The organism is Enterobacter sp. Bisph1, from assembly GCF_000814905.1.
Lineage (GTDB): Bacteria > Pseudomonadota > Gammaproteobacteria > Enterobacterales > Enterobacteriaceae > Kosakonia.
The window spans coordinates 1-26,763 of record NZ_JXAG01000027.1 but is presented as its reverse complement, the minus strand read 5'-3'; the positions used below and the strand labels follow the sequence as shown (position 1 = coordinate 26,763).

Here is a 26,763-nt window from a genome sequence, read left to right as displayed (position 1 = left end):
GTCAGAGGTTTTCGCCGTTGCTGGCAATTACCTCTTTGTACCAGTTAAAACTCTTCTTACGTGAACGCGACATATCACCGGTGCCATCATCGTGTTTATTGACGTAGATAAAGCCGTAGCGTTTGCTGTACTGGCCGGTGGTAAAAGAGACGCAGTCGATACAGCCCCACGGCGTATAGCCCATCAAATCGACGCCGTCGTAGGTGACCGCTTCAATCATCTCTTTGACGTGGGCGCGCAGGTAGTCGATGCGATAATCGTCGTTAATGCTGCCATCCTCTTCGACTTTATCGTAGGCGCCAAAACCGTTCTCGACGATAAACAGCGGCTTCTGATAGCGCTCGTACAGTTCACACAGCGCGTAACGCAGGCCAACCGGGTCAATCTGCCAGCCCCAGTCCGACGCTTTTACGTGCGGGTTAGGCACGCTGCCCTGGAAGCCTGAGAGTGCATCGCCGGAGCCGCCTTCGGCTTTCACCGCATTGGTCATGTAGTAGCTAAAGCCGAGGTAATCGCAGCAACCTTCGCGCAGAATCGCCTCGTCACCGTCTTCCATCTGGATAGTAAAACCGCGTCGTTGCCACTCGTTCAGCACATAAGAGGGGTAATAACCGCGCAGTTGCACATCGGTAAAGACATAGCGCTCACGCATCGACTCCTGCGCGTACATCACATCCTCTGGCTTACAGGAGAAGGGGTAGAGCGGCACCATCGCCAGCATGCAGCCAATCTGCATTTGCGGGTTGATACGATGGCCGATTTTTACCGCCATCGCGCTGGCGACGAACTGGTGATGCAGCACCTGATACATGGTCTCTTCCGGGTTGTCATGCTCGGTATACACCACCCCGGAGCAGCAGTAACCAAACAGCGGTGCGCGCCAGTTACGCTGGTTGTTGATCTCATTAAAGGTCATCCAGTATTTGACCTTGTGCTTGTAGCGCTCGAACACGACTTCGGCGAAGCGGACAAAGAAATCGACCACTTTGCGGTTGGTCCAGCCGCCATAGGCCTGCACCAGATGCAGCGGCATTTCAAAATGGGAAAGGGTAATCACCGGCTCGATATTGTGCTTCAGCAATTCATCGAACATGTCGTCGTAAAATTTCAGCCCCTCTTCATTAGGCTGCTGCTCGTCGCCCTGCGGGAAGATACGGGTCCAGGCGATAGAGGTGCGGAAACATTTGAAGCCCATCTCGGCGAACAGTTTAATGTCTTCTTTGTAATGACCGTGAAAATCAACGGCTTCATGGTTCGGGTAGTATTTACCAGGCACCACCTCGTGGGTTATTTCGCGCGGAACGCCGTGGGCGCCGCCGGTCAGGACATCGCAAATGCTTGGGCCTTTGCCGCCTTTATTCCAGCCGCCTTCAACCTGATGAGCGGCCACCGCGCCGCCCCATAAAAAGTCTTTCGGTAAGGTCAATTTTTTCATAAGTGCTATTCCCGTTATATTGTCTAATAACGAGTCTAACAAAGGCCGATTAAATGTCACGATATAACAAATTGCCGCTCGGGTAACTTGTCACATTGAAAAAACAATCTGTTTTTTTACGCTATTTTCTTCGCCAGTTTACGCCCCAGAGACTCCAGAATATAGATAACCGGAATTTGTGTCGTAATATCATAGCCGCCGGTGATGCGCATTTGCGGCACGTGCCAGGAGATATTAAAATCCGCCAGTTTCGCGAGCCGTGAGTGCTCATGGCTGGTGATCGACAGCACCTTACAGTGATGCAGGCTGAACTGGCTGGCAAAACGCAGGATCTCTTCCGTTTCGCCGGAGACGGAAAGGACGATAGCCAGCGCGTTTTTCGCCATATCATTGGTCACTGGAAAATAGGGATCGTCGATATGGTTACTGAATTTGCCGATATTAGAGAAAAACCGTGCGCCATATTTCGCCAGCGCACCGGAGGTGCCCGCACCAACAAAGATAATACGCTCGCAGGCCAAAATAATATCGACGGTGTTATCTAATAACCGATCAAATTCGTCGTTATTAACGCTTTTAAAAAAGCTCATCACTTCACTGGCGCCAAAATTAGCCTGCGGCGGCTCGTTTTGTTCTAAATATAATTTAAAACGCACGCGAAATTCCGAATAACCTTCGCAGTTAAGCTTGCGGCAAAAACGCAGCACGGTAGTGGTGGAGACGCCTGCCGCATCGGCCAGCTCGCGAATGGTCATGTACATCACTTTGTCGCGATTTTTGATGACAAAGTTGTAAACCACCATCTCGAGATTATTCAGACTGGCGATGGCGGAGTGGGTAAACATCGTCACGGCGGTGTCCTTTGCTTGCTGTTAACGTAGCCATTTCAACCTGGCGGGCTGCTGCGTGCCCACATGCTGCCATAACCTGGACGCTGTTTCTCCTGTTTTCTCCGGCAGAATAAGCACCTGCGTCATGAAACATTCATCAACGATATTTATTTTAGCGTACAGGTGTGCACTGGAATCATTCTCAGTTACTCTGGTAGTGCATGTTTTATTGAGTTCCCGCGGAGTTAACGATGGATAAAAAACCCTTGATGACACAGGGATACACGCTGGCAGAGGAAATTGCCAATAGCATCAGCCACGGTATCGGGCTGGTGTTCGGTATTGTTGGCCTGGTGCTGCTGCTGGTGCAGGCCGTCGAAAGCAATGCCAGCATGACGGCCATTACCAGCTACACGCTGTATGGCAGCAGTATGATTTTGCTGTTTCTTGCCTCCACGCTCTATCATGCCGTTCCGCACCGGCGCGCCAAACTCTGGCTGAAGAAATTAGACCACTGCGCCATCTATCTGTTGATTGCCGGAACCTATACCCCGTTTCTGCTGGTCGGGCTGGACTCGCCGCTTGCGCGCGGGCTAATGATTGTTATCTGGAGCCTCGCCCTGTTGGGGATCCTGTTTAAGCTGACGATTGCGCACCGTTTTAAAGTGCTGTCGGTGGTGACTTACCTGGCAATGGGCTGGCTGTCGCTGATTGTGATTTATCAGCTGGCGATGCGCTTATCGGTGGGCGGCGTGACGCTGCTGGCCGTTGGCGGGCTGGTCTACTCGTTAGGCGTTATTTTCTACGTCTGCAAACGCATACCTTACAACCATGCTATCTGGCATGGCTTCGTGCTGGGCGGCAGCGTTTGCCACTTCCTGGCCATCTATCTCTACGTCGGTCAGATCTAAACTTCCGCGCCGGGCGCATTTGTCGCAGCCCGGCGCGAATGTTTGTGCAGTTACTCTTCTTCCAGCGAGTAGGGCAGCGGCTCAATGCGCAACGAATTGGCATCGTCGCGTACGCGGAAAATGCTGCCCGGTTCGATGTCACGGTTCATCACTACTTGAACGATAACGCGCCCGTCGTCCAGCTGTGCAGAAGCCAGCACGGTGCCGGTGCGTCGCCAGTTTTCGCCCATCTGCATCTCAAGATCTTCACCCGGCTGCGGCGCACGGCTGGAGGCACCTGCCAGGTACCACAGCGCGCGTTTGTTGGCACCGCGGAATTTAGCGCGCGCCACCATCTCTTGCCCGGTGTAGCACCCTTTTTTAAAGCTGATACCGCCCAGCGCCTGCAGGTTAGTCGCCTGAGGAATAAACTGTGCGCTGTTAGGCTCATCAATCACCGGCAGACCGGCTTCGATATTCAGCGCCAGCCACTGCTGGCTATTGTTAAACTGCGCTTCGCCGCGCAATTGTTCTGTAACCTGTTCTGCCGTTGCCGCATCGGTAACCAGCAGGAAGCGCTCGCCCGGATGGGCAAACCATAACAGCGTGGTTTCGCCCTGCTGCACTACCTGCTTGTCGCTATCGGGCAGCTCAGCGAAAAGAGGGGCCAGCGCCGCGCGCGCCTGAAAACCGGCGACGCCCAGCAGCACATGTTCATCATCGGCGTTAATAGCGACTTTCGAGAAGACGGCATATTTTTTCAGCTCGCGAAGCTGCAATTCACGTACGCTGCGGCGCAAAATCCAGGCATAACCGTCCCGATAGTGGAACAACCGCATATTGCTCCACATTTTACCTTTAGAATCACAGTGCGCCGCCAGCAGATGCTGATCTGGTGCCATGTTTGACACATCGGCGGTGACCTGCCCCTGCAGATATTTCTCGCTGTCGGCGCCGGTAAGGGTTGCCATAGCCCAGTCATCGAGCGTCATAAGCGTCAGCGGCAGACGGGCTGAAGCGGTCGGCTGGCGCGGAGGAAATGGAGTAAAAGGCATAGTAATGTCCTGATTAGCTTAACGCTGTGTGGGTACTTAATGGTAAAAGAGCCATTGTTCATTGCAAGTGTTAAAGCAGACGATTTGTGCCTTTGCGAGGCCGCCTGTGAGTACAGTGATAATTTTGCACTCTATGCGATTTAATCTGGAAGCGGGCTCGTGAAGCGAAATATTCCGCAAAAGGAATATTAAAAACACGTTACACTAGGCCTTCACGTCTATGAAGGGAGAAAAACATGGATATTAACAACAAAGCCCGTATCCATTGGGCCTGTCGCCGCGGAATGCGCGAACTCGATATCTCCATCATGCCTTTTTTTGAATACGAGTACGATACGCTGAGCGACGCGGACAAGCAGCTGTTTGTGCGTCTGTTAGAGAGCGACGATCCTGATTTATTCAACTGGTTGATGAATCATGGCAAACCCCAGGACGCGGAGTTGCAGCGCATGGTGCAGTTAATCCAGACACGGAATCGGGATCGTGGTCCTGTGGCAATCTGAGTTACGCGTCTCCTGGCGCGCGCAGTGGATATCGTTATTGCTGCATGGACTGGTAGCGGCGTTTATTCTGTTTATGCCGTGGCCGTTGAGCTATACGCCGCTGTGGCTTTTGCTGCTATCGCTGGTGGTTTTCGACTGCGTACGCAGCCAGCGGCGGATCAACGCCTGTCATGGCGAGATCAAGTTGCTAATGGATTCTCGCCTGCGCTGGCAAGGCGATGAGTGGGAGATTCTCGGCACGCCATGGACCATTCGCGGCGGCATGATGCTGCGTTTACGCCGCACAGAAGATGGCCGGCGTCAGCACTTATGGCTGGCGGCAGACAGTATGGATGCGCAGGAGTGGCGTGATTTGCGCCGGATGATTACTCAAAGCCCGGCGCAGGGGCTGCACTAAATCATTGGCGATGGCTCACACGAGCCGTTCTGCCATTTCCGTCAGGATCTGCTCGCACCAGCTTTCCAGGCGCGCGTCGCTTAGATCGTACTGATTGGTCTCATCGAGCGCCAGCCCAACGAACAGTTGCCCGTCGGCAATCACCGGTTTTTTGCTGGTAAATTCGTAGCCTTCTGTCGGCCAGTAGCCAATAAAGGTGACGTTTTTCGCTGCCAGTTTGTCATGCAGCATACCGAGGGCATCGAGGAACCATTCGCCATAACCGAGCTGGTCGCCCATGCCGTACAGCGCAATGATTTTTCCGTCGAGATTGAGGTTATCAAGGCTATCCCAAATCGCTTCCCAGTCTTCCTGCAGTTCGCCGAAATCCCAGGTCGGAATACCCAGAATCAGCGCATCATACTGTTCCATCAGGGTGGGGGAATCGTCTTTCAGATTGTGCAGCGTTACCAGTTCCGGGCCGATAATATCGCGGATCTTTTCCGCCGCCATTTCCGTATAGCAGGTGCTGGAACCGTAAAACAAACCGATATTCATAACGTAAACTTCTCGATTCTTAATGTCTCTTTTCAGGCAGTGTACCAGAATCATACCGCAATCAGGCATAATGCAGCGATTGGGTAAAGGAGACAGCGATTGGAACAGGATCTCGTACGTATCGAACAGTTTCTCGATGCTCTCTGGCTTGAGAACAATCTGGCGGAGAACACGCTTAACGCTTACCGCCGTGATTTAAAAAGCGTGGTGGAGTGGCTACACCATCACGACAGCAGCCTGGAAAAGGCGCAAAGCGATGACCTGCAAGCCCTGCTGGCCGAACGGTTGAGCGGGGGATATAAAGCCACCAGTTCCGCGCGTCTGCTTAGCGCCGTCAGACGATTTTTCCAGTACCTTTATCGCGAAAAATTACGCAGCGACGATCCCAGCGCGCTTCTGGCGTCACCAAAATTACCGCAGCGTCTGCCAAAAGATCTCAGCGAAACCCAGGTAGGCAGGCTTTTACAGGCACCGGCGGTTGACCAGCCGCTGGAGTTACGCGATAAAGCAATGCTTGAGGTGTTATATGCCACCGGGCTTCGCGTCTCTGAACTGGTTGGCCTGACGATGAGCGATATCAGCCTGCGCCAGGGTGTGGTACGGGTTATCGGTAAAGGCAACAAAGAGCGTCTGGTGCCGCTGGGTGAAGAGGCGGTTTACTGGGTGGAAAACTATCTTGAATATGGTCGCCCTTGGTTACTTAACGGCTCATCGATAGATGTGCTTTTCCCCAGCCAGCGGGCGCAGCAGATGACGCGCCAGACTTTCTGGCACCGGATCAAGCACTACGCAATTCTTGCGGGCATCGACAGTGAAAAGCTGTCGCCTCACGTTTTGCGTCATGCGTTTGCCACCCATCTGCTTAATCACGGCGCGGATCTGCGCGTGGTGCAGATGCTATTAGGCCACCAGGATCTTTCGACCACGCAAATTTATACGCATGTGGCCACCGAGCGACTGCGCAAGCTTCATCAACAGCATCACCCGCGGGCGTGAATGCTGACAATTTAAGGATGTGTTATGAAAAAAGGTTTAGTGATGTTCACCCTGCTGGCAGCGGCATTCACCGGTGCGGCGCATGCTGATGACGCGGCAATTAAACAGTCGCTGGCAAAACTGGGTGTACAGAGTGGCGAAGTGCTGCCCGCGCCTGTCGCCGGGATGAAAGCCGTGCTGACCAACAGCGGCGTGTTATATGTCACCGAAGACGGCAAACATATTATCCAGGGGCCGATGTACGATGTCAGCGGCGCGCAGCCGGTGAACATAACCACCAAAATGCTGCTGCCACATCTGAACGCGCTGGAAAAAGAGATGATCGTCTACAAAGCGCCGCAGGAAAAACATGTCATCACCATTTTCACCGACATCACCTGTGGCTACTGTCAGAAGCTGCACAGCGAAATGGCGGATTACAACGCGCTGGGCATTACGGTGCGCTATCTGGCCTTCCCGCGTCAGGGCGTGCCGAGCGAAGTCGAAAATCAAATGCAGGCCATCTGGTGTGCAAAAGATCCTAAAAAAGCCTTTGATGATGCGATGGAAGGGAAAGCGGTAAAACCCGCCCGGTGTGATATTAACATCGCTAACCACTACGCGCTGGGCGTACAGTTCGGCGTTAACGGTACGCCGGCCATTGTCCTGAACGACGGCTTCCTGGTACCGGGTTATCAGGCACCGAAAGAGATGAAAGCCTTCCTCGATCAACATCAAAAAGCGACCGGCGGTAAATAACGCGCGTGAAAGCTAAGATACAACTTCGCCGCCGTGAGGTGGCTGACATGACCCAACTGGCAGGCGATCTGCCGCCGCTGCTGCGTCGCTTATACGCCAGCCGCGGTGTGCGCTCTGCCAGCGAGCTGGAGCGCAGCGTCAAAGGCATGCTGCCGTGGCAGCAACTCACCGGCATTGATGACGCGGTAGCGCAGCTGTTCAACGCGCTGCGTGAAGGGCTGCGCATTATCGTGGTAGGCGATTTTGACGCCGACGGCGCCACCAGCACCGCTCTTAGCGTGCTGGCGCTGCGCGCGCTCGGCTGCGAGAACGTCGGCTATCTGGTGCCAAACCGCTTTGATGATGGTTATGGCCTGAGCCCGGAAGTGGTCGATCAGGCCCATGCACGCGGGGCGCAGCTTATTTTAACCGTGGATAACGGCATCTCTTCCCACGCCGGGGTCGCGCGGGCTCATGAGCTGGGTATCCCGGTCGTCGTTACGGATCACCATTTACCGGGCGATACGCTGCCGGATGCTGAAGCGATTGTGAATCCCAATCTGCGCGACTGCGAGTTTCCGTCGAAATCCCTGGCGGGCGTCGGCGTTGCCTTCTATCTGATGCTGGCGCTGCGCGCATTTTTGCGTGACAACGGCTGGTTCGAGGCGCGCGGCCTGGCGATACCCAATCTGGCGGAACTGCTCGATCTGGTGGCGCTGGGTACGGTCGCGGATGTGGTGCCGCTGGATGCCAATAACCGCATTTTAACCTGGCAGGGGCTGAGCCGCATTCGCGCCGGACGCTGCCGTCCGGGCATCAAAGCCCTGCTTGAAATTGCTAACCGCGATGCGCAAAAGCTGGTCGCCAGCGATCTTGGCTTTGCCCTTGGGCCGCGCCTGAACGCGGCGGGCAGGCTGGATGATATGTCGGTGGGTGTGGCGCTGTTGCTGTGCGATAACCTCGGCGAAGCGCGTCAGCTGGCCAGCGATCTGGATGCGCTGAATCAGACGCGTAAAGAGATTGAACAAGGCATGCAGGCCGAAGCGCTGACCTTATGCCAGCAGCTTGAACGCAGCGGCGAAACGCTGCCCGGCGGCCTTGCGATGTATCATCCCGAATGGCATCAGGGGGTGGTGGGAATTCTTGCTTCGCGCATCAAAGAGCGTTTTCACCGCCCGGTGATCGCCTTTGCCCCCGCCGGGGAAGGGGTGTTAAAAGGTTCGGGGCGCTCTATTCAGGGGCTGCATATGCGCGATGCGCTGGAGCGTCTGGATATGCTCTATCCCGGCATGATGCTCAAATTCGGCGGCCATGCGATGGCGGCAGGATTAACTCTGGAAGAGAGCCGCTTCGATGCGTTTCAGCAACGGTTTGGCGATCTTGTCACCGAATGGCTGGATCCGGCGCTGCTGCAGGGAGAAATTCTTTCCGATGGCCCGCTGACGGCGCAGGAGATGACGCTGGACGTGGCAGAAATGCTGCGCGAAGCCGGTCCCTGGGGACAAATGTTTCCAGAACCGCTGTTCGACGGCGAGTTTCGCCTGTTGCAGCAGCGGCTGGTGGGTGAACGTCATCTGAAAGTGATGCTGGAGCCCGTTGGCGGCGGCCCGCTGCTCGACGGCATCGCCTTTAACGTCGACACCACCTGCTGGCCGGACAACGGCGTGCGGCAGGTCAATATCGCTTATAAACTTGATGTAAACGAGTTTCGCGGCAATCGCAGCCTGCAGCTGATCATCGAACATCTCTGGCCACTTTAGCGCCAGTATTCGCTATAAAACAGGGCGGGAATCCGGTAAACTTCCGCCCTTATCACCGCATTTTGACAAGTCAATTAAAAGAAATCAGACCATGTTTGAAATTAACCCGGTAAAAAATCGTATTCAGGACCTCACGGAGCGCTCCGACGTTCTTAGGGGGTATCTTTGACTATGACGCCAAGAAAGAGCGTCTGGAAGAAGTAAACGCCGAGCTGGAACAGCCGGACGTGTGGAATGAACCCGAGCGCGCACAGGCGCTGGGCAAAGAGCGTTCCTCACTGGAAGCCATCGTTGATACGCTCGATCAAATGCGTCAGGGCCTGGAAGATGTCAACGGCCTGCTCGATCTGGCGGTTGAAGCCGATGACGAAGAGACCTTTAACGAAGCGGTCGCCGAACTGGACGTGCTGGAAGAGAAACTGGCACAGCTGGAGTTCCGCCGCATGTTCTCTGGCGAGTATGACAGCGCTGACTGCTATCTCGATATTCAGGCTGGCTCCGGCGGTACCGAAGCGCAAGACTGGGCGAGCATGTTAACGCGCATGTATCTGCGTTGGGCTGAAGCGCGCGGTTTCAAAACCGAGATCATCGAAGAGTCCGAAGGCGAAGTGGCTGGCATCAAATCCGTCACCATTAAAATCATCGGCGATTACGCTTACGGCTGGCTGCGTACCGAAACCGGCGTTCACCGTCTGGTGCGTAAAAGCCCGTTCGACTCCGGCGGCCGCCGTCACACCTCCTTTAGCTCTGCGTTTGTCTACCCGGAAGTGGAAGACGATATCGATATCGATATCAACCCGGCGGATCTGCGTATCGACGTTTATCGCGCATCCGGCGCGGGCGGTCAGCACGTTAACCGTACGGAATCCGCGGTGCGTATTACCCACATTCCGACCGGGCTGGTGACGCAGTGCCAGAACGACCGTTCCCAGCATAAGAACAAAGACCAGGCCATGAAGCAGATGAAAGCGAAGCTTTATGAACTGGAGATGCAGAAGAAAAATGCTGAGAAGCAGGCGATGGAAGACACCAAGTCCGATATCGGCTGGGGTAGCCAGATCCGCTCTTATGTGCTGGATGATTCCCGCATTAAAGATCTGCGCACCGGGGTTGAAACCCGTAACACGCAGGCGGTGCTGGACGGCAGCCTGGATCAATTTATCGAAGCAAGTTTGAAAGCAGGGTTATGAGGAACCAACATGTCTGAACAACAAGCACAAGGCGCTGACGCGGCAGTCGATCTTAACAATGAACTGAAAACCCGCCGCGAGAAGCTGGCGCAGCTGCGTGAGCAGGGCGTGCCGTTCCCGAACGATTTCCGTCGCGATCAGACTTCTGACAAGCTGCACGCCGAGTTCGATGCCAAAGAGAACGAAGAGCTGGAAGCCCTCGGTATCGAAGTGGCCGTTGCCGGTCGTATGATGACCCGCCGCATTATGGGTAAAGCCTCTTTCGTGACCCTGCAGGACGTGGGCGGGCGCATTCAGCTGTACGTTGCACGCGACGATCTGCCGGAAGGCGTCTACAACGAACAGTTCAAAAAATGGGACCTCGGCGATATCCTCGGCGCACGCGGCAAGCTGTTCAAAACCAAAACCGGTGAACTCTCTATCCACTGCACCGAGCTGCGTCTGCTGACTAAAGCCCTGCGCCCGCTGCCGGATAAATTCCACGGTTTGCAGGATCAGGAAGCGCGTTATCGTCAGCGCTACCTGGATCTCATCTCCAACGATGAATCCCGTAACACCTTTAAAGTGCGTTCGCAGATCATGGCCGGTATCCGCCAGTTCATGGTGGGTCGTGGCTTTATGGAAGTCGAAACGCCGATGATGCAGGTGATCCCAGGCGGCGCTGCGGCGCGCCCGTTTATCACCCATCATAATGCGCTGGATCTCGACATGTACCTGCGTATCGCACCGGAGCTCTACCTCAAGCGTCTGGTGGTAGGCGGCTTCGAGCGCGTGTTCGAAATCAACCGTAACTTCCGCAACGAAGGTATTTCCGTTCGCCATAACCCAGAGTTCACCATGATGGAACTCTATATGGCCTATGCGGATTACAAGGATCTGATTGAGCTGACCGAATCCCTGTTCCGTACCCTGGCGCAGGATATTCTGGGCAAAACCGAAGTACCTTACGGCGACGAAGTGTTCGACTTTGGCAAGCCGTTCGAAAAACTGACCATGCGCGAAGCGATCATGAAATACCGTCCGGAGACCAATCTGGCGGATCTGGATAACTTCGACTCGGCGAAAGCCATTGCGCAAAGCATCGGTATCAAAGTTGAGAAGAGCTGGGGCCTGGGCCGCATCGTAACGGAAATCTTCGAAGAAGTGGCCGAAGCGCATCTGATCCAGCCGACCTTTATTACCGAATATCCGGCGGAAGTTTCCCCGCTGGCGCGCCGCAATGATGTGAACCCGGAAATTACCGACCGTTTCGAGTTCTTTATCGGTGGGCGTGAAATCGGTAACGGCTTTAGCGAGCTGAACGACGCGGAAGATCAGGCGCAGCGTTTTGCTGACCAGGTTGCGGCGAAAGACGCGGGCGACGATGAAGCGATGTTCTTTGACGAAGATTATGTCACCGCGCTGGAACACGGCTTACCGCCGACGGCCGGTCTGGGCATTGGTATCGACCGTATGGTGATGCTGTTCACCAACAGCCACACCATTCGCGACGTGATCCTGTTCCCGGCGATGCGTCCGGTAAAATAAGCGCGTCGCTAAATAGCCCCGTCGTTTTGTCGCGTCGGGGCTTTTTTATTGCGCTAATTCTGCGGCAAACAGCTGTAACTGCGGCTGCGCGCTGGTGGCTTCCGCCGCCATCCACGGGCTAAAAGCCCAGGGCGTTGCCTGTAAAGCACGTAACAGTGCGCCCAGCTCAACCCACTTATATTCCATGACCTCATCGCTATTAATCATTAACGGTGAGACAACCTGCGCGGCAAAAACCGGGCAGATTTCATTTTCGACAATGCCGGAAGGATCCGTTTCGCGGTAGCGAAAACCCGGTGCGACGGCGGTGATATTCTCGATTTCAGCGCCGATCTCGAAGCGACAGCGGCGAATAATCGCCTGCTCGACGGACTCGCCTGTTTGCGGATGTCCACAAACGGAATTCGTCCAGACGCCCGGCCAGGCTTTTTTACTCATTGCGCGGCGGGTAACCAGACATTCGCCTGACGGGCGGAAAAGCCAGCAAGAGAAAGCCAGATGCAGCGGTGTTTGTGTGGTGTGTGCGGCGTATTTATCCTGCGTGCCGAGTACCTCTCCGTGGTCGTTAACTAAAATAACATGTTCATTTATTACCATAACGACTCCCGAACGTAACAACGTCCGGTGGCGCTGTGCCTGGCAGGTCGGGAAAATTATCAATGCCAACCTGCCAGCCACAGCGCCATCGGACAAACGTTAGTATATCCAGGACTCAGACAAAAAATGTGTCCCGGAGAGCGGAAAGGTCATCACAAAGCCTGCCTCTGTCGCATATCTGCCACCGTAGAGCGAGGGAGATCATGGTGCCGGGCAATGCCATTACATACCTGCCAGTTTCAAGGGTTTGGCAACCGGCACGTGACTGGTATGATATGTCGCCATTTATTCTATCCGAGGATCTGTTTTGTACGCAGGATGCCTGACGAAAAGCCCGTTTCGCACTCTCATAAGCCTGGCAATCTGTTTGCTACTGGCGAGTTGTGCCGGCAATAACGACAACTATTCCGGTTCCGTGTATACGGTGAAGCGGGGCGATACGCTGTCCCGGATCTCCCGTATGACCGGTACCAGCGTCAAAGACCTGGCCAGCATGAACGGCATTTCGCCGCCGTACACCATCGAGGTGGGGCAGCGGCTGAAAGTGAAAGGCGCATCGAAATCGGGTTCCTCCTCGTCAAAATCCGCGAGCAGAACGGCAAAAGTGGTGCCTTCTTCCCAGGTTCCTCTCGCTTCCTGGCCGCCGGTTGGGCAGCGCTGCTGGCGTTGGCCAACCAGTGGAAAAGTGATCGAGACCTATTCGACGACGGATGGCGGCAACAAAGGTATTGATATCGCTGGCGCGCGCGGGCAGCCGATTTACGCCGCCGGAGCAGGGAAGGTGGTTTACGTCGGCAATCAGCTGCGCGGTTATGGCAACCTGATCATGATTAAGCACAGTGAAGAGTACATCACCGCTTATGCGCATAATGACACTCTGCTGGTGAACAACGGGCAGAGCGTGAAGTCCGGGCAGAAAATTGCCACCATGGGCAGCAGCGATGCGGACTCGGTGCGCCTGCATTTCCAGCTGCGCTACAAAGCGACGGCTATCGATCCGCTGCGCTATTTACCGCCGCAGGGCAGCCCGCCGAAATGTTGATGGGTAAAACGGACAAGCGGGGAACTGCTTGTTCGTTTTATGGTTATATTCGCTGTAATACGCTCTTGTCGTGCAAGGGTGGATTAATCGCTTAAAACTCCAGCAGTTACCCGCAAACTCGCCTTGCTCTCATACCGTAAGAGGTTATAATGCCTGTCGCACCTCAAAGCGGGCGTAGTTCAATGGTAGAACGAGAGCTTCCCAAGCTCTATACGAGGGTTCGATTCCCTTCGCCCGCTCCAAACTCAAGTCTTCTGAAGTCTACCCAACTCAATTTTTCCTTGATAAATCAGCAGTTATAGCATTCTATTAGTCTATTGAACTCAATAATACTCCCCCAGGGTCAAGCTCAATGTGGGGGTATGGATGGGGGTATAATTGTACCCCATGCTGAGAGGTACCCCCAATGAAGTTAACTGCTCGTCAGGTTGAAACTGCAAAGCCGAAAGAGAAGCCCTACAAATTGGCTGATGGTGGGAGTCTTTACTTATTGGTTAACCCCAACGGTAAGAAATACTGGCGTCTGAAGTATCGTACGCCTGGAGGGGAAAATGTACTTGCGCTTGGTGTTTATCCTGCTGTTTCTTTAGCTGAAGCACGAAGCAAGCGTGAGGATGCTAAAAGAACATTAGCAGCTGGTAACGATCCTTCTCTCGAAAGAAAAATGGAGAAGCTCAGTCGCAAGCAGGACGCTGAAAACTCGTTTGAGGCTATCACTCGGGAGTGGTATCAGCGTCGCTATGATCGCTGGTCTGTCTCCTATCGTGAAGAGATGATGAGAACCTTTGAGAAGGATGTATTTCCTTATATCGGCCACCGACCAATCAAAGATATCAAACCGATGGAGTTGCTTGCTGTTCTTTCAAAGATAGAAACTCGAGGAGCAACTGAGAAGGTCCGTAAGGTTCGCCAGCGTTGTGGAGAGGTCTGGAAGTATGCGGTTGTGACTGGCAGGGCTGAGTACAATCCAGCTCCCGATCTAGCCAGCGCCGTAGCTCCCCATGAGAAAGAGCACTATGCTTTTTTGACCCAGGATGAACTGCCTGAGTTTCTTCGGACTCTGAACACCTATGCCGGTAGTGTGATTGTTAAGATTGCGATGCAATTACTTATTTTGACTGGAGTAAGGCCTGGGGAATTGAGGCAAGCGGAGTGGCAGGAGTTTGATTTTGAGCGGAAGGTTTGGAACGTACCAGCAGAGCGAATGAAAATGCGCCGACCTCATCTGGTTCCGTTATCAAGCCAGGCAATTGACCTGCTTAATCAGCTTAAACCCATGACGGGAGCAGGAGAGTTGCTGTTCCCAGGACGTAATAATCCTAAGAAACCGATGAGTGATATGGCATTGACTGTGTTGGTAAGGCGCATCGGCTATGCAGGACGCGTTACAGGGCATGGATTCCGCCACACGATGAGTACCATTTTGCATGAGCAGGGATTTAACTCGGCCTGGATCGAGCTACAGCTGGCTCACGTCGATAAGAACTCAATTCGTGGAACGTATAACCATGCTCAATATCTGGAGGGGAGGAGGGCGATGATGCAGTGGTATGGTGATTTTACTAGTAATTTAGGCAAGGAAGGGATTATTACAAGCTGAAATGTTGAAAGGCAGTCTCGAAAAGCAATTGCATTCGTCTGGGTACCTAGACGTCTGGATGGATGTAATTCAATATATGCTGCTAACTGCAATAGTTGAAAACCAGAGAAATAGTGGCTATTGCTACAAATTTTTTGCCTAAGTCAAAACTTGGTCTGCCTATACACTGATGCTATTTTAGACAAAACTAAATAAGGGAGGTAAGTATGTTTGAGGCGATCCAGCCATTGGATATATACAATAAGAACATCAACATACTGATTGGCTCAGGCGCTTCAGCAGACTTGTTCCCGACGCTGTCCCTAGCCATCAAGAATGCAGAGGGACGGCGAGAAACGATCGAAACGCTCGCCACACAGTTTGAAAACTCGCCAGAGAAGCGAACCGCGTTATTCATGCACTACTACAACACATGTATTTTTCCAGTGCAGACATTCAATCCAAGTTTCGTTACAACGAATAAAGGAAAAGAAAATCTCAAGAATTATGAGATTTTTTTAACAACCCTTTTGGGGTTGTTGGATAGAAGGAAAGACCTCAACCGCAAAATCAATATTTTTACCACAAACTATGATGGATGCCTGTCCCATACAGCTGACAGCCTTCTCATGAAGGGATCACATGATTTTGTGGTGAATGATGGTACCTCCGGATTTCACACAAAGCATCTTCATTCCAAAAACTTCAGTACGTTTCAATGTCAAACTGGAGTATTTGAACGAAGCAACTATGGCATCCCGCAGCTAAACATTATCCATCTTCACGGTTCGGTTTACTGGTCAAAAAGCGGTGATAAGATTGAAGTCAATTACCGCAATGATTTTAGTAACCTTTTGACAGAAGAGACACTCGGAAATTTAAATGGATATTCCGAATTTCTTGGTGTCGATGGCAACAGAACTGAAGGCATTCCATCCTTGGCATTCAGTCAAGACCAGATAGATATTTTCTGGGGGGAGTACAATAAGCTACCTATTGTCAACCCCACTAAGTGGAAGTTTTACGAAACTGTCTTCGAAGAACACTACTACCAGATGCTCAGGCTATTAAGCTATGAGCTTGAAAAACCAAATTCTATACTCATAACATTTGGCTTTTCGTTTGCTGATGAACACATTCTCAGACTTATCCAACGCTCCCTCTCCAACCCACAACTTCATACTTTTATTTGTTGTTATAGCAACAATAGTGCAAATAGCATGCGGGAAGAATTCAAATCTTGGAAAAACGTCCAAGTAATTGGGCCCGCTGAAGATATGAATATGGACTTCACCAATTTCAATAAATATGTTTTCTCACTCACGCCAGACACTTATGAACCTCCATTAAAAGCTGAAGAGGAGGATCTGATATGAGTATCATCGTAGGTGAGGTTATTGCAGTGAGTGGAGTGCGTATCTCCCTTCGAATTTTTGAAGACTCCAATCATGAGACTATTTTCTACGGAGGAGTTAAGTACAGAGGTATTTCACTTCGGGAGCACGTATCTATTCAGCGAGGCTTTATAGATATTGTCTGTCTTGTTGAAGGTGAATTTTTGGATGAGAAAAGGCTAGAGACTGATGCCGAGAAGGTCCAATATGTACGAAAAGTGGATGTTCGCCCCATTGGTTATATAGTAGATGATAAGTTTTTTGAAGGTGTGAAGTACATGCCGATGATCCGAGACAAGGCATCTCTACTCAGCGAACTTATGGTAGGGAAAATTTATGGGGCGGACGGTAAAACAGGTTTTTCTATTGGCTCTATGCTCAAGGAGAATGTACCCATCAACCTCCCATGGATGCGATTATTCAACAGCCATTTGGGCATATTTGGTAACACCGGGAGTGGTAAATCTAATACGCTAGCTAAACTTTATACTACACTTTTTAATGAGCGGCTCCAAGCATTACAGCACAAGAGCCAGTTCGTTATCATAGATTTTAATGGTGAATACACGGAAGATCAGCTACTACCAGCTAAGAATAAGCAAATCACAGTGCTGGACTCTAAAAAAGCAAAGCACAAATTCAAGATTGAAGGCGCTCATTTTTGGGATGTCGAAACCCTAAGCCTCTTGTTTCAGGCAACTACGAACACACAACAGCCATTTCTGCGTCGCGTTCTATCTGGTAAGGAAAAATTTAAAACTACGCCACTCAAAAGGTATGTAGAAAAGGTTTTTGAAAAAGTTTTTAGTACAGGTGAAGCGAAATCAGATGCTTTGGATTTGAGCCGTGAAATTGCACGCATGATTGACTGCGAATTGCTTCAAGAACATTTAAAAGGAATTATTTATTACAATAAAGATAAGTATTTTAAGCATGCCAGCGGCACGTACTATAATTCAAATGGCAATGGATTTGACGCGAATATCAAACCCATTATTGATGAGAGTGTTAATTTAGATGGAATTGATCAATTCGACGAACTAATATTGCGGTGCTACCTCCAACTCTGTTCAGATGTTGTATTTGGCTATGCCCAATACGAACACATTCAACCGGTGCTAGCTAGGGCCAAATCATCTATATCGGCTCTGCGTAATGTTCTTGAAATCGTTGATGTGCCACAACCTCCGCATCTCTTACATGTCATCTCTTTAAAGAAATGCAAGAATGAGATAAAAAAGATCTTGCCACTGCTTGTAGCCAAAAATTTCTACACAAATCATAAAGATGCAGAGAATCTTAAAAGCCCTCCAAGCCGGACTCTGCACCTTATCATTGATGAGGCACACAATATTTTGTCAGAGCAGTCCACCCGTGAGCATGAAATCTGGAAAGACTACCGGCTTGAACTCTTTGAAGAAATAATTAAGGAGGGACGCAAGTATGGCGTATACCTCACACTATCTAGTCAGCGGCCTGCAGATATTTCACCTACTATTGTTTCCCAGATTCACAATTTCTTCATACACCGATTGGTTAACGATCGCGACCTTATGCTATTAGACAATACAATTAGCACGTTAGATTCCAGTTCTAAGGCTCTCATACCGACTCTAGCCAAGGGCTGCTGCGTAGTCACTGGAACCGCTTTTGATCTTCCAATGATATTGAAAATTGACCCGCTGCTGAAACAGCATCGACCCAGCAGCGACGATGTGAACCTTGAAGAACTTTGGGCGCTACCTCCAGCTTAATATTAACTCTAACAGAATGTGCCCTGTGGATGTCTTCAGGGCTTCCTAGTATAAGAGGTTACTCTAGATTATCTCGCTGTCCATACTAGACGTAGAGAGAAGCTTTGCTTCTTTCATATATGGAAATTCAAATATATTTTTTGACATTGCACTGTTATAGAGAGAAACTGCGAGATAATAGCAGGAGGGCTTATGCCACAATTATCAGCATTACAACTCTTCAAAAACCTCTCCGATGAAACCCGTTTGGGCATCGTGTTGCTGCTCAGAGAGATGGGAGAGCTGTGCGTGTGCGATCTCTGTACAGCGCTGGATCAGTCGCAGCCCAAGATCTCCCGCCATCTGGCAATGCTCCGGGAAAGCGGTCTATTGCTGGATCGCAAGCAGGGGAAATGGGTTCATTATCGCTTATCCCCGCATATTCCATTCTGGGCTGCTCAGGTGATTGAGCAGGCCTGGTTAAGCCAACAGGACGATGTACAGGCCATCGCCCGTAAGCTGGCATCGGCAAACTGCTCTGGTAGCGGTAAGGCTGTTTGCATCTAAAAAATTTGCCTGAACATATATGTTTTTCCAAATGTGAGGTATTCAGAATGAAGACGTTAACGGTGTTTGACCCGGCAATGTGCTGCAGTACCGGCGTATGTGGCTCAGATGTCGATCAGGTTCTGGTTGATTTTTCTGCTGATGTGCAGTGGCTGAAAGGACGTGGTGTACAGGTTGAACGTTACAACCTGGCGCAGCAGCCCATGAGCTTTGTTCAGAATGAGAAAGCGAAAGCATTCCTCGAAGCATCTGGAGCAGAAGGTCTTCCGTTACTGCTATTGGACGGTGAAACGGTGATGGCAGGGCGATACCCAAAACGCGCTGAGCTGGCTCGCTGGTTCGGTATTCCGCTGGAGAAGGTAGGGTTAGCTCCCACCAGCTGCTGTGGTGGTAATACTTCCTGTTGCTGAATATGTCAGGAGGACATATGAAATTCTTACAGAATATCCCGCCTTACCTGTTTTTTACCGGCAAGGGTGGTGTAGGAAAAACTTCTATTTCCTGCGCGACGGCTATCCGCCTTGCTGAACAGGGTAAGCGGGTTTTGCTGGTCAGTACTGACCCAGCCTCCAATGTCGGTCAGGTGTTCGATCAGGCTATCGGTAATACCATTCGCCCTGTGGCAGCAGTTCCTGGACTTTCCGCTCTGGAAATCGACCCGCAGGAAGCCGCCAAACAATACCGCTCCAGAATCGTTGATCCTATCAAAGGTCTTTTGCCTGATGACGTTGTTAACAGTATCAGCGAGCAGCTTTCAGGAGCCTGTACCACTGAGATTGCGGCGTTTGATGAGTTCACCGGCTTATTGACAGACGCTTCCCTGCTGACCCGCTTCGATCACATCATTTTTGATACAGCGCCGACGGGCCACACGATTCGCCTTCTCCAGCTTCCCGGTGCCTGGAGTAGCTTCATTGAAAGTAACCCGGATGGTGCTTCCTGTCTTGGCCCAATGGCCGGGCTGGAAAAGCAGCGTGAGCAGTATGCTCATGCGGTAGAGGCGTTATCCGATCCTGAACGTACCCGCCTGGTTCTGGTTGCGCGACTGCAAAAATCTACGCTGCAGGAAGTCGCCCGCACCCATGAAGAACTCGCCGCAATTGGCCTGAAAAACCAATACCTGGTGATTAATGGTGTGCTGCCTAAAGCCGAAGCTGAACATGACGCCCTGGCCGCTGCGATATGGCAACGTGAGCAGGAGGCACTGGCAAATCTTCCTGCCGGTTTATCTGGGCTACCGACAGATACCCTATTACTACAGCCAGTCAATATGGTTGGTGTTTCAGCATTGAAGGGACTTCTGGATACCGGTTCTGAGGCATTACCGCTCCCGGTAACGAACATCCAGTACACGCCTGAAAACTTATCGCTCTCTGGCCTGGTTGATGATATCGCTCGCAGTGAACACGGTCTGATTATGCTGATGGGTAAAGGCGGTGTGGGTAAAACCACAATGGCTGCGGCTATCGCCGTCAGTTTGGCAGATAAGGGTTTTGATGTGCATCTCACTACCTCAGATCCTGCTGCACACCTGAGTACAACGTTGAATGGCAGCCACAAAAATCTGCAGGTCAGCCGAATCAACCCTCACGATGAAACTGAACGCTATCGTCAGCATGTTCTTGAGACGAAAGGCAGGGATCTGGATGAGGCAGGGAAACGGCTGCTCGAAGAGGATTTACGTTCTCCTTGCACGGAAGAGATTGCGGTGTTCCAGGCGTTCTCACGCGTAATCCGTGAAGCAGGCAAACGGTTTGTGGTCATGGATACGGCACCTACCGGGCATACGCTATTACTGCTTGATGCGACCGGGGCTTACCACCGAGAGATTGCCAAAAAAATGGGGAGTAAAGGTCATTTTACTACCCCAATGATGCAGCTTCAGGACCCGGAACGCACCAAAGTCCTGCTGGTCACTCTGCCTGAAACCACACCGGTACTGGAAGCGGCAAACCTGCAGTCCGATCTTGAGCGTGCGGGGATTCATCCGTGGGGCTGGATTATCAATAACAGCCTTTCCATTGCGGATACGAGTTCTCCGTTGCTTTGCCAGCGCGCCCAGCAGGAACAGCCTCAGATTGAGGCTGTTAAGAATCAGCACGCTAACCGTATAGCGCTCGTTCCGGTACTGGCTTCTGAGCCAGCCGGTATTGAAAAACTCAGAGAGTTGGCGAGTTAATTTTTTGTTTTTACAGGGCGGTAGAACCGCCCTGTCAGGAGGATGTATGTTACTGGCAGGCGCTATTTTTGTCCTGACCATTGTTTTGGTTATCTGGCAACCGAAGGGATTAGGGATCGGCTGGAGTGCAATGCTAGGCGCAGGACTGGCTTTGATATCTGGCGTTGTGCATGTAAGCGATATTCCGGTGGTGTGGAATATCGTCTGGAACGCGACAGCGACCTTTATTGCGGTGATTATCATCAGCCTGCTGCTCGATGAATCCGGCTTTTTCGAATGGGCGGCATTGCATGTTTCACGCTGGGGTAACGGTCGTGGCCGTTTGCTCTTTACGTATATCGTCCTGCTAGGTGCAGCGGTGGCGGCATTGTTTGCCAACGATGGTGCGGCATTGATTCTTACTCCAATTGTCATCGCCATGCTGCTTGCATTAGGTTTCAGTAAAGGTACTACGCTGGCATTTGTCATGGCCGCCGGGTTTATTGCCGATACGGCCAGTCTGCCGCTTATCGTGTCCAACCTGGTTAACATCGTTTCTGCAGACTTCTTTGGGCTGGGCTTCACTGAGTATGCGTCGGTAATGGTGCCGGTGGATATTGCCGCTATTATCGCCACGCTGGTGATGCTGCATCTGTTCTTCCGCAAAGATATTCCGCCGACTTACGACCTGGCTCTCCTGAAAGCACCTGCAAAAGCTATTAAAGATCTGGCAACCTTCAGAACCGGATGGATAGTGTTGATCCTTCTTCTGGTTGGCTTTTTTGTCCTTGAGCCGGTGGGTATCCCGGTCAGCGCGATTGCTGCTGTAGGAGCTGTCATTCTGTTTGCGGTGGCGAAACGAGGCCATGCCATTAACACTGGCAAAGTGCTTCGCGGTGCGCCATGGCAGATTGTCATCTTCTCATTGGGGATGTACCTGGTGGTCTACGGTCTGCGCAACGCTGGGCTAACCGAATACCTTTCAGGTGTGCTGAACGTACTGGCGGATAAAGGACTCTGGGTTGCGACGCTTGGTACTGGCTTCCTGACGGCTTTCCTGTCTTCCATCATGAACAACATGCCTACCGTGCTGGTTGGCGCTCTCTCTATTGATGGCAGCACTGCAACAGGCGTTATCAAAGAAGCGATGATCTACGCCAACGTGATTGGCTGCGATCTGGGCCCGAAAATTACACCTATTGGTAGCCTGGCAACGCTGCTCTGGCTGCATGTCCTTTCACAGAAGAATATGACCATCACCTGGGGATACTATTTCCGCACCGGGATCGTCATGACTCTGCCTGTGCTGTTTGTAACGCTGGCAGCGCTGGCGCTACGTCTCTCTTTCACTTTGTAATGAGATACTGATATGAGCAACATCACTATTTATCACAACCCGGCCTGCGGCACGTCGCGTAACACGCTGGAGATGATCCGCAACAGCGGTAATGAGCCGACTGTTATTCTTTACCTTGAGACCCCACCTTCACGCGATGAGCTGGTCAAACTCATTGCAGATATGGGCATTTCCGTCCGGGCTTTGCTGCGTAAGAACGTCGAACCGTATGAGGAACTGGGTCTTGCAGATGATAAATTTACTGACGACCAGCTAATCGATTTTATGTTGCAACATCCGATCCTGATTAACCGTCCGATTGTAGTGACGCCACTGGGAACTAAACTTTGCCGTCCTTCTGAAGTCGTTCTGGATATCCTGCCAGAATCTCAGAAAGGGGCTTTCACCAAAGAAGATGGTGAAAAAGTCGTTAATGATGCAGGTAAAAGACTGAAATAAAAATGAAGGGGGCAAATGCCCCCTTCATGGTTACTTAGCCATTTCTTTCAGTAGGTCAATACCTACCGGCTCTTCGCTCTGTAACGCAGTTAATGCAATACGCTTTGCATACTGCTCTTCCACATCAGAGATGAGAGGCAACTCGCGGTTCGCCCTGGTCTTCAGGAAAGGTGAAGACGGTTCAGCTGCCGCCAGGCTGTTATTCACAACCCATGCCCATGGCTCGATGCCAGCGCGACGTAAATCCTGCTGTAGGTTCGCCGCTTCAAGTACCGGTGTCGTTTCGGCAAGCGTCACGATAATAACCTTTGTCTTCTCCGGGTCCTGCAATTGCATCATTGGCGTCATCACATGGTCATGTGTTTGCCCCATCTGACGCACCATTTCCCGGTGATAGGCTCCTGTTGCATCCAGTAGCAGAAGTGTGTGACCTGTTGGCGCGGTGTCCATAATAACAAAATGATCGTCTGCCTCTTTGATGATCCGCGAGAATGCCTGAAACACGGCGATCTCTTCAGTACATGGCGAGCGGAGATCTTCCTCCAGCACTGCTAGTCCCTCAGCGTCTAATCCTTTGCCCTGATTTTCCAGCACAAAGCGGCGATAGCGCTCTGTCTCCACCTTCGGATCGATACGGCTGACCTGAAGGTTTGGCAGCGAGCCATCCAGCGTATAAGACAGATGTGCTGCCGGATCGGACGTCGTCAGATGGACTTTATGACCGCGTTTTGCCAGCGATACCGCGATCGAAGCTGCAACAGTCGTTTTGCCCACGCCACCTTTACCCATTGCCATTACCAGACCTTTACCTGTCAGGCTGAGTTCATCTACCAGTGAGGCAAGTTTCGGTAAATCCAAAGTATTCAGCGTGGTAGCAGGGAGCGGCAGCGAGGCTTTGTTCTCCGTAAATAACTGACGCAGCGCTTCCAGACCGACCAGATTAAATGGCTTCAGATACAGCTGCGAGCGGGGAAGGTTCGCCAGGTTCTCTGGCATTGCCTGTAATGCTTTTTCTTCTCGAGCCAGAATACTTTGCGCCAGTGGATCATTTTCACCCGCAAACGGCGGCAGCACGCCATTAATGGCAAGGTGTTGATGCTGCAAACCGATAGCAGAAAGCTCATCGTGCGTATGAGAGACTTCTTTCAGTGTTGAAGCTTGGGCTCGGGCAACCAGAACCAAGCGCGTGAGAGCTGCATCAGACAGCGCCTTAACCGCGTCTGAGTACTGGTGCTGTTGTTTCTCCAGCCCCACCAGCGGCCCGAGGTTAGCGGCGGCATCAGGGTTCGCTTCGAGATAACCGCTCCAGGCCCCCGGCAACTCAAGCATACGGATGGTATGACCGGTTGGCGCAGTATCAAATACGATATGGTCATACTTTTCCCGCAACTCATGGTTGGTAAGAAGACCAGTAAACTCATCAAATGCCGCGATTTCCGTAGTGCATGAACCGGAGAGCTGTTCTTCAATGCTGCTGACCACATCGGCTGGCATCAGCCCGCGAACCGGGTCGAGTACTCGGTCACGATATGCCTGTGCTGCAGCCATCGGATCAACTTCCATCGCGGCAAGATTTTCTACGGTACTGATATCTGTGATTCGGTGGCCGATAGTCTGGCTAAAGACTTGGCCGACATTGGAAGCCGGATCGGTACTCACCAGAAGCGTTCTCTTACCCTGATCGGCCAGCCATACCGCAGTAGCACAGGCCAGGGATGTTTTACCCACGCCACCTTTGCCAGTGAAGAAGATGAACGGGGGAATGTCTTTTAAAAATGGCATATTCATCAGTGATTGCTCCTCTGGAATTAAGGCATACGTGGAATGCTGCAGCAGCGTGGTTGCGTGCTGTCTTCACTCCAGTCCTGACTAAGCGGAATACCTGCCCAACGGGCGATATCTTCACGAGTCGGGAGTTTGCCTGCCATCACGAGTTTGCCGTCGAGCAAGGTGACAGGGAGAGACTCCATCCCTGATGTGTTCAGAAACTCTTTAATGACCGGCGAATTCAGGAACTGCTGCGGGTTCTTCGCAAGGCTGTAGCGCTGTATATCAACGTCATTCTTTTTCGCCCATTCGGCGCTGGCGTTCCATTTGACGGCTTCGTCACTGACTACAACGCTGCTGGTTGCACAGCAGCCTGCTGCTTCAAAGATCTCAATTTTTGACATGGACTGTTTACCTCAGTGTTTAGTCATTTGGCTTTACACTGAGGTAAACGAAGGTGGTGGGGAAAAGATGCGCGATTAATTCATTTTTTTGTGGCAGCAGACGGAAGACGTGTCATCCGCCTCAATCTGACAAAGTTCTGTCATCGTCTCTTTCAGGTGTTTTCTGGCCCGAAGTAGTCGGGATTTAAACGCCGTAAGCGTGATTCCCAGTTCATCGGCCAGGGACTGCTGGGGACGCCGGTTAAGGTCGGATTCTTCAATCAACCACCGCTCATCTTCAGGTAATGCCTGCAATGTTTCAGGCAGGCAAATATCCAGCGTTGAGATTGCATCAGGGGATGCATCAGTGAATGGGGCATCATCTTCCAGCTCAACGAATTCCCTGGTGGTGCGGTACTCATCAATCAGCAGATTCCTCGCCGCCCGATACAGCCAGGCTCGCGGATTCTCCATTTCGCAGAAACTGTCTGAATGAGCGCGGGCACGCAGGAATAGCTCTTGCAGAAGGTCTGCTGCTTTTTCGCTATCACCTGTCTTAGATGTCAGAAAGCGAGAGAGTTCGGCTTCATGTTGCCGCCAGAACACGCTCATGCAGTTGTTGAATGCCGTTACATCACTCATACCAGCCCTCAAATTTTGCTCTGATTAACCCGCCGTGAAAGTTCTTCTGCAGACTCTTTTCGTTCGCTGTAGCGATCAACGAGATAGGCTGAGTTACCTCGGGTCAGCAGAGTAAATTTCACCAGTTCTTCCATCACATCCACGATCCGGTCGTAATAAGACGACGGTTTCATTCGTCCATCTTCATCAAATTCCTGCCAGGCTTTTGCCACAGAGGACTGATTCGGGATGGTGATCATCCGCATCCAGCGGCCAAGAATGCGCATCTGGTTTACGGCATTGAAAGACTGAGAGCCACCGCAGACCTGCATAACGGCCAGAGTCTTACCCTGCGAAGGGCGAACAGCGCCTTCTGATAACGGTATCCAATCAATCTGGGCTTTCATGATGCCGGTCATCGCACCATGGCGTTCAGGGGAACACCACACCATCCCTTCGGACCAACGAACCAGCTCGCGCAGTTCCATGACTTTAGGATGCGAGTCAGGCGCATCATCAGGAAGAGGCAAGCCAGAAGGATTGAAGATCCGCACTTCTGCGCCCATGGCGGTCAGTAACCTTGCCGCTTCTTCCGTTGCCAGTCGGCTGTAGGAACGTTCGCGCACAGAGCCGTACAACATGAGGATACGTGGAGGATGGGGAACGGCAGGAACACCGAATCTTGCCTCTGTGATTGAGGTGTCGAACAAACCCGAATCAACATTCTTAAGATCACCTGTCATTTTACTTCTCCGTCTTCTGGGGCAGGGGGAGGCAGTCGTTAGTCCCTGAGCAGCATTCTTCTGTCAGGAAGGCAATCAGAGCCTCAAGGTTTTCATATCGAGCGTGGCAAAAAAGCGTTCTGCCCTGACGTTCCTGGCGTACCAAAGAAACTGATATCAACGAGGAAAGATGATGGCTCAACGTAGACGCTGGGATTTCGAGCCGCTTCTGCAGTTCGCCAACCGGTAGCCCTTCATGCCCGGCTTTAACCAGCTCTCTGTATACGCTTAGGCGCGTAGGATGACCCAGCTCTTTCAGGGTTTCTGCTGCTTTCGAAAGCTCCATTTATATCTCATTTCTATATTTCCGGAATTATAGAATAATATCGTATCTTCCAATAAATACCAATAGTGAATGGGCCTTGCCCCTGAACATTTTGGATAAAGGGGGAGCATCATTGAGAAAAAGTGGGGAGTAGCTCTGCTCTTTTTCCCAGGAGTAAAACGGTTAGGCACAGATCGGAACTGATATTAGTGGCCGGTAAATAGCAGATATTCATCCATCATT

The 26,763-nt window shown here is 51.7% G+C and carries 27 protein-coding genes and 1 tRNA gene; 18 read left to right on the top strand and 10 right to left on the bottom strand.

What is annotated here, in order from left to right:
* Position 1: 1 nt before the first annotated feature.
* Positions 2–1,435 (bottom strand): 6-phospho-beta-glucosidase, encoded by a 1,434-nt coding sequence (locus RW65_RS03710; RefSeq protein WP_039055314.1) that lies wholly within the window; start codon positions 1,433–1,435, stop codon positions 2–4.
* Between the two features lie 116 nt (positions 1,436–1,551).
* Positions 1,552–2,280: a MurR/RpiR family transcriptional regulator gene (locus RW65_RS03705; RefSeq protein WP_039055381.1), complete on the bottom strand. Its 729-nt coding sequence runs from the start codon at positions 2,278–2,280 to the stop codon at positions 1,552–1,554.
* A 236-nt stretch (positions 2,281–2,516) separates the two neighbouring features.
* On the opposite strand from RW65_RS03705, the gene trhA reads away from it, so the two are divergent.
* Complete coding sequence (gene trhA / locus RW65_RS03700) at positions 2,517–3,176, top strand: PAQR family membrane homeostasis protein TrhA (protein ID WP_039055313.1); 660 nt, start codon at positions 2,517–2,519, stop codon at positions 3,174–3,176.
* 50 nt (positions 3,177–3,226) lie between these two features.
* Here the strand turns inward: trhA and ygfZ are convergent, their stop codons facing one another.
* On the bottom strand, positions 3,227–4,210 hold the full coding sequence (gene ygfZ / locus RW65_RS03695; protein WP_039055312.1) for a tRNA-modifying protein YgfZ: 984 nt from the start codon (positions 4,208–4,210) through the stop codon (positions 3,227–3,229).
* A 236-nt stretch (positions 4,211–4,446) separates the two neighbouring features.
* On the opposite strand from ygfZ, the gene sdhE reads away from it, so the two are divergent.
* Positions 4,447–4,713 (top strand): FAD assembly factor SdhE, encoded by a 267-nt coding sequence (gene sdhE, locus RW65_RS03690; RefSeq protein WP_039055311.1) that lies wholly within the window; start codon positions 4,447–4,449, stop codon positions 4,711–4,713.
* Positions 4,694–5,110, top strand: coding sequence for a protein YgfX (locus RW65_RS03685; RefSeq protein WP_039055310.1), 417 nt, complete (start codon positions 4,694–4,696; stop codon positions 5,108–5,110). The genes sdhE and RW65_RS03685 overlap by 20 nt, the downstream gene beginning before the upstream one ends.
* A gap of 15 nt (positions 5,111–5,125) precedes the next feature.
* On the opposite strand, the gene fldB is transcribed toward RW65_RS03685, so the two are convergent.
* On the bottom strand, positions 5,126–5,647 hold the full coding sequence (fldB, locus tag RW65_RS03680; protein WP_039055309.1) for a flavodoxin FldB: 522 nt from the start codon (positions 5,645–5,647) through the stop codon (positions 5,126–5,128).
* Positions 5,648–5,746: 99 nt separating this feature from the next.
* On the opposite strand from fldB, the gene xerD reads away from it, so the two are divergent.
* The 5 genes from xerD to lysS all read left to right on the top strand — a co-directional run bounded on the left by xerD (position 5,747) and on the right by lysS (position 11,837).
* Complete coding sequence (gene xerD / locus RW65_RS03675) at positions 5,747–6,643, top strand: site-specific tyrosine recombinase XerD (RefSeq protein ID WP_039055308.1); 897 nt, start codon at positions 5,747–5,749, stop codon at positions 6,641–6,643.
* A gap of 24 nt (positions 6,644–6,667) precedes the next feature.
* The gene (gene dsbC, locus RW65_RS03670) at positions 6,668–7,381 is read left to right on the top strand and encodes a bifunctional protein-disulfide isomerase/oxidoreductase DsbC (RefSeq protein WP_039055307.1); all 714 of its coding nucleotides are present in this window, start codon (positions 6,668–6,670) and stop codon (positions 7,379–7,381) included.
* 5 nt (positions 7,382–7,386) lie between these two features.
* Complete coding sequence (gene recJ, locus RW65_RS03665) at positions 7,387–9,120, top strand: single-stranded-DNA-specific exonuclease RecJ (RefSeq protein ID WP_039055306.1); 1,734 nt, start codon at positions 7,387–7,389, stop codon at positions 9,118–9,120.
* A gap of 91 nt (positions 9,121–9,211) precedes the next feature.
* A protein-coding gene (prfB, locus tag RW65_RS03660) for a peptide chain release factor 2 (protein WP_156123961.1) occupies positions 9,212–10,310 on the top strand; the annotation gives its coding sequence in 2 pieces (ribosomal slippage) (positions 9,212–9,286 and positions 9,288–10,310; 1,098 coding nt in all).
* Between the two features lie 9 nt (positions 10,311–10,319).
* Positions 10,320–11,837 carry a lysine--tRNA ligase gene (gene lysS / locus RW65_RS03655; protein WP_039055305.1) on the top strand — a complete coding sequence of 506 codons (1,518 nt, stop codon included), beginning with the start codon at positions 10,320–10,322 and terminating at the stop codon, positions 11,835–11,837.
* A 45-nt stretch (positions 11,838–11,882) separates the two neighbouring features.
* Here the strand turns inward: lysS and idi are convergent, their stop codons facing one another.
* Entirely contained in the window at positions 11,883–12,434 is a 552-nt protein-coding gene (gene idi / locus RW65_RS03650) for an isopentenyl-diphosphate Delta-isomerase (RefSeq protein WP_039055304.1), read from the bottom strand.
* A gap of 292 nt (positions 12,435–12,726) precedes the next feature.
* On the opposite strand from idi, the gene actS reads away from it, so the two are divergent.
* The 10 genes from actS (at position 12,727) to arsC (ending at position 22,702) form a co-directional block, all read left to right on the top strand.
* Entirely contained in the window at positions 12,727–13,476 is a 750-nt protein-coding gene (gene actS / locus RW65_RS03645) for an amidase activator ActS (protein WP_502685541.1), read from the top strand.
* A gap of 168 nt (positions 13,477–13,644) precedes the next feature.
* A tRNA-Gly gene (locus tag RW65_RS03640) sits at positions 13,645–13,718 on the top strand.
* 164 nt (positions 13,719–13,882) lie between these two features.
* Positions 13,883–15,076 carry a tyrosine-type recombinase/integrase gene (locus tag RW65_RS03635; RefSeq protein WP_000778549.1) on the top strand — a complete coding sequence of 398 codons (1,194 nt, stop codon included), beginning with the start codon at positions 13,883–13,885 and terminating at the stop codon, positions 15,074–15,076.
* A 206-nt stretch (positions 15,077–15,282) separates the two neighbouring features.
* On the top strand, positions 15,283–16,431 hold the full coding sequence (locus RW65_RS03630) for an SIR2 family protein (RefSeq protein WP_000460992.1): 1,149 nt from the start codon (positions 15,283–15,285) through the stop codon (positions 16,429–16,431).
* Positions 16,428–18,203, top strand: coding sequence for an ATP-binding protein (locus RW65_RS03625; protein ID WP_000022894.1), 1,776 nt, complete (start codon positions 16,428–16,430; stop codon positions 18,201–18,203). The genes RW65_RS03630 and RW65_RS03625 overlap by 4 nt, the downstream gene beginning before the upstream one ends.
* A gap of 192 nt (positions 18,204–18,395) precedes the next feature.
* On the top strand, positions 18,396–18,749 hold the full coding sequence (gene arsR, locus RW65_RS03620; RefSeq protein WP_001135895.1) for an As(III)-sensing metalloregulatory transcriptional repressor ArsR: 354 nt from the start codon (positions 18,396–18,398) through the stop codon (positions 18,747–18,749).
* 47 nt (positions 18,750–18,796) lie between these two features.
* Complete coding sequence (gene arsD, locus RW65_RS03615; RefSeq protein ID WP_000855179.1) at positions 18,797–19,159, top strand: arsenite efflux transporter metallochaperone ArsD; 363 nt, start codon at positions 18,797–18,799, stop codon at positions 19,157–19,159.
* Positions 19,160–19,176: 17 nt separating this feature from the next.
* Complete coding sequence (gene arsA / locus RW65_RS03610; protein WP_016538087.1) at positions 19,177–20,928, top strand: arsenite efflux transporter ATPase subunit ArsA; 1,752 nt, start codon at positions 19,177–19,179, stop codon at positions 20,926–20,928.
* Between the two features lie 46 nt (positions 20,929–20,974).
* A complete protein-coding gene (arsB, locus tag RW65_RS03605) occupies positions 20,975–22,264 on the top strand; it encodes an arsenite efflux transporter membrane subunit ArsB (protein WP_016538086.1) in 1,290 nt (429 codons plus the stop codon).
* Between the two features lie 12 nt (positions 22,265–22,276).
* Entirely contained in the window at positions 22,277–22,702 is a 426-nt protein-coding gene (arsC, locus tag RW65_RS03600) for a glutaredoxin-dependent arsenate reductase (protein ID WP_000065761.1), read from the top strand.
* A 30-nt stretch (positions 22,703–22,732) separates the two neighbouring features.
* Here arsC and arsA (RW65_RS03595) read toward each other — a convergent pair whose 3' ends face one another.
* The 5 genes from arsA (RW65_RS03595) to RW65_RS03575 all read right to left on the bottom strand — a co-directional run bounded on the left by arsA (RW65_RS03595) (position 22,733) and on the right by RW65_RS03575 (position 26,541).
* Positions 22,733–24,490, bottom strand: coding sequence for an arsenical pump-driving ATPase (gene arsA / locus RW65_RS03595; protein ID WP_001057013.1), 1,758 nt, complete (start codon positions 24,488–24,490; stop codon positions 22,733–22,735).
* Positions 24,491–24,510: 20 nt separating this feature from the next.
* On the bottom strand, positions 24,511–24,873 hold the full coding sequence (locus RW65_RS03590) for an arsenic metallochaperone ArsD family protein (RefSeq protein ID WP_000034287.1): 363 nt from the start codon (positions 24,871–24,873) through the stop codon (positions 24,511–24,513).
* Between the two features lie 75 nt (positions 24,874–24,948).
* Positions 24,949–25,494, bottom strand: a complete 546-nt coding sequence (locus tag RW65_RS03585) for a sigma-70 family RNA polymerase sigma factor (protein ID WP_001286343.1) — start codon at positions 25,492–25,494, stop codon at positions 24,949–24,951.
* Positions 25,495–25,502: 8 nt separating this feature from the next.
* Positions 25,503–26,216: an arsenical resistance protein ArsH gene (gene arsH / locus RW65_RS03580; protein WP_000145398.1), complete on the bottom strand. Its 714-nt coding sequence runs from the start codon at positions 26,214–26,216 to the stop codon at positions 25,503–25,505.
* Position 26,217: 1 nt separating this feature from the next.
* Entirely contained in the window at positions 26,218–26,541 is a 324-nt protein-coding gene (locus RW65_RS03575) for an ArsR/SmtB family transcription factor (protein ID WP_000423544.1), read from the bottom strand.
* Positions 26,542–26,763: the final 222 nt, after the last annotated feature.

Bases quoted from the DNA above. Each gene is read 5' to 3' on its own strand.
- RW65_RS03635 (WP_000778549.1), top strand. From the start codon at position 13,883: ATGAAGTTAACTGCTCGTCAGGTTGAAACTGCAAAGCCGAAAGAGAAG.
- sdhE (WP_039055311.1), top strand. From the start codon at position 4,447: ATGGATATTAACAACAAAGCCCGTATCCATTGGGCCTGTCGCCGCGGA.
- RW65_RS03710 (WP_039055314.1), bottom strand. From the start codon at position 1,435: ATGAAAAAATTGACCTTACCGAAAGACTTTTTATGGGGCGGCGCGGTG.
- trhA (WP_039055313.1), top strand. From the start codon at position 2,517: ATGGATAAAAAACCCTTGATGACACAGGGATACACGCTGGCAGAGGAA.
- arsD (WP_000855179.1), top strand. From the start codon at position 18,797: ATGAAGACGTTAACGGTGTTTGACCCGGCAATGTGCTGCAGTACCGGC.
- lysS (WP_039055305.1), top strand. From the start codon at position 10,320: ATGTCTGAACAACAAGCACAAGGCGCTGACGCGGCAGTCGATCTTAAC.
- arsR (WP_001135895.1), top strand. From the start codon at position 18,396: ATGCCACAATTATCAGCATTACAACTCTTCAAAAACCTCTCCGATGAA.
- arsC (WP_000065761.1), top strand. From the start codon at position 22,277: ATGAGCAACATCACTATTTATCACAACCCGGCCTGCGGCACGTCGCGT.
- arsH (WP_000145398.1), bottom strand. From the start codon at position 26,216: ATGACAGGTGATCTTAAGAATGTTGATTCGGGTTTGTTCGACACCTCA.
- RW65_RS03705 (WP_039055381.1), bottom strand. From the start codon at position 2,280: ATGTTTACCCACTCCGCCATCGCCAGTCTGAATAATCTCGAGATGGTG.
- arsA (WP_016538087.1), top strand. From the start codon at position 19,177: ATGAAATTCTTACAGAATATCCCGCCTTACCTGTTTTTTACCGGCAAG.
- RW65_RS03630 (WP_000460992.1), top strand. From the start codon at position 15,283: ATGTTTGAGGCGATCCAGCCATTGGATATATACAATAAGAACATCAAC.
- idi (WP_039055304.1), bottom strand. From the start codon at position 12,434: ATGGTAATAAATGAACATGTTATTTTAGTTAACGACCACGGAGAGGTA.
- RW65_RS03590 (WP_000034287.1), bottom strand. From the start codon at position 24,873: ATGTCAAAAATTGAGATCTTTGAAGCAGCAGGCTGCTGTGCAACCAGC.
- arsB (WP_016538086.1), top strand. From the start codon at position 20,975: ATGTTACTGGCAGGCGCTATTTTTGTCCTGACCATTGTTTTGGTTATC.
- fldB (WP_039055309.1), bottom strand. From the start codon at position 5,647: ATGAATATCGGTTTGTTTTACGGTTCCAGCACCTGCTATACGGAAATG.
- RW65_RS03575 (WP_000423544.1), bottom strand. From the start codon at position 26,541: ATGGAGCTTTCGAAAGCAGCAGAAACCCTGAAAGAGCTGGGTCATCCT.
- dsbC (WP_039055307.1), top strand. From the start codon at position 6,668: ATGAAAAAAGGTTTAGTGATGTTCACCCTGCTGGCAGCGGCATTCACC.
- RW65_RS03585 (WP_001286343.1), bottom strand. From the start codon at position 25,494: ATGAGTGATGTAACGGCATTCAACAACTGCATGAGCGTGTTCTGGCGG.
- ygfZ (WP_039055312.1), bottom strand. From the start codon at position 4,210: ATGCCTTTTACTCCATTTCCTCCGCGCCAGCCGACCGCTTCAGCCCGT.
- arsA (WP_001057013.1), bottom strand. From the start codon at position 24,490: ATGAATATGCCATTTTTAAAAGACATTCCCCCGTTCATCTTCTTCACT.
- RW65_RS03625 (WP_000022894.1), top strand. From the start codon at position 16,428: ATGAGTATCATCGTAGGTGAGGTTATTGCAGTGAGTGGAGTGCGTATC.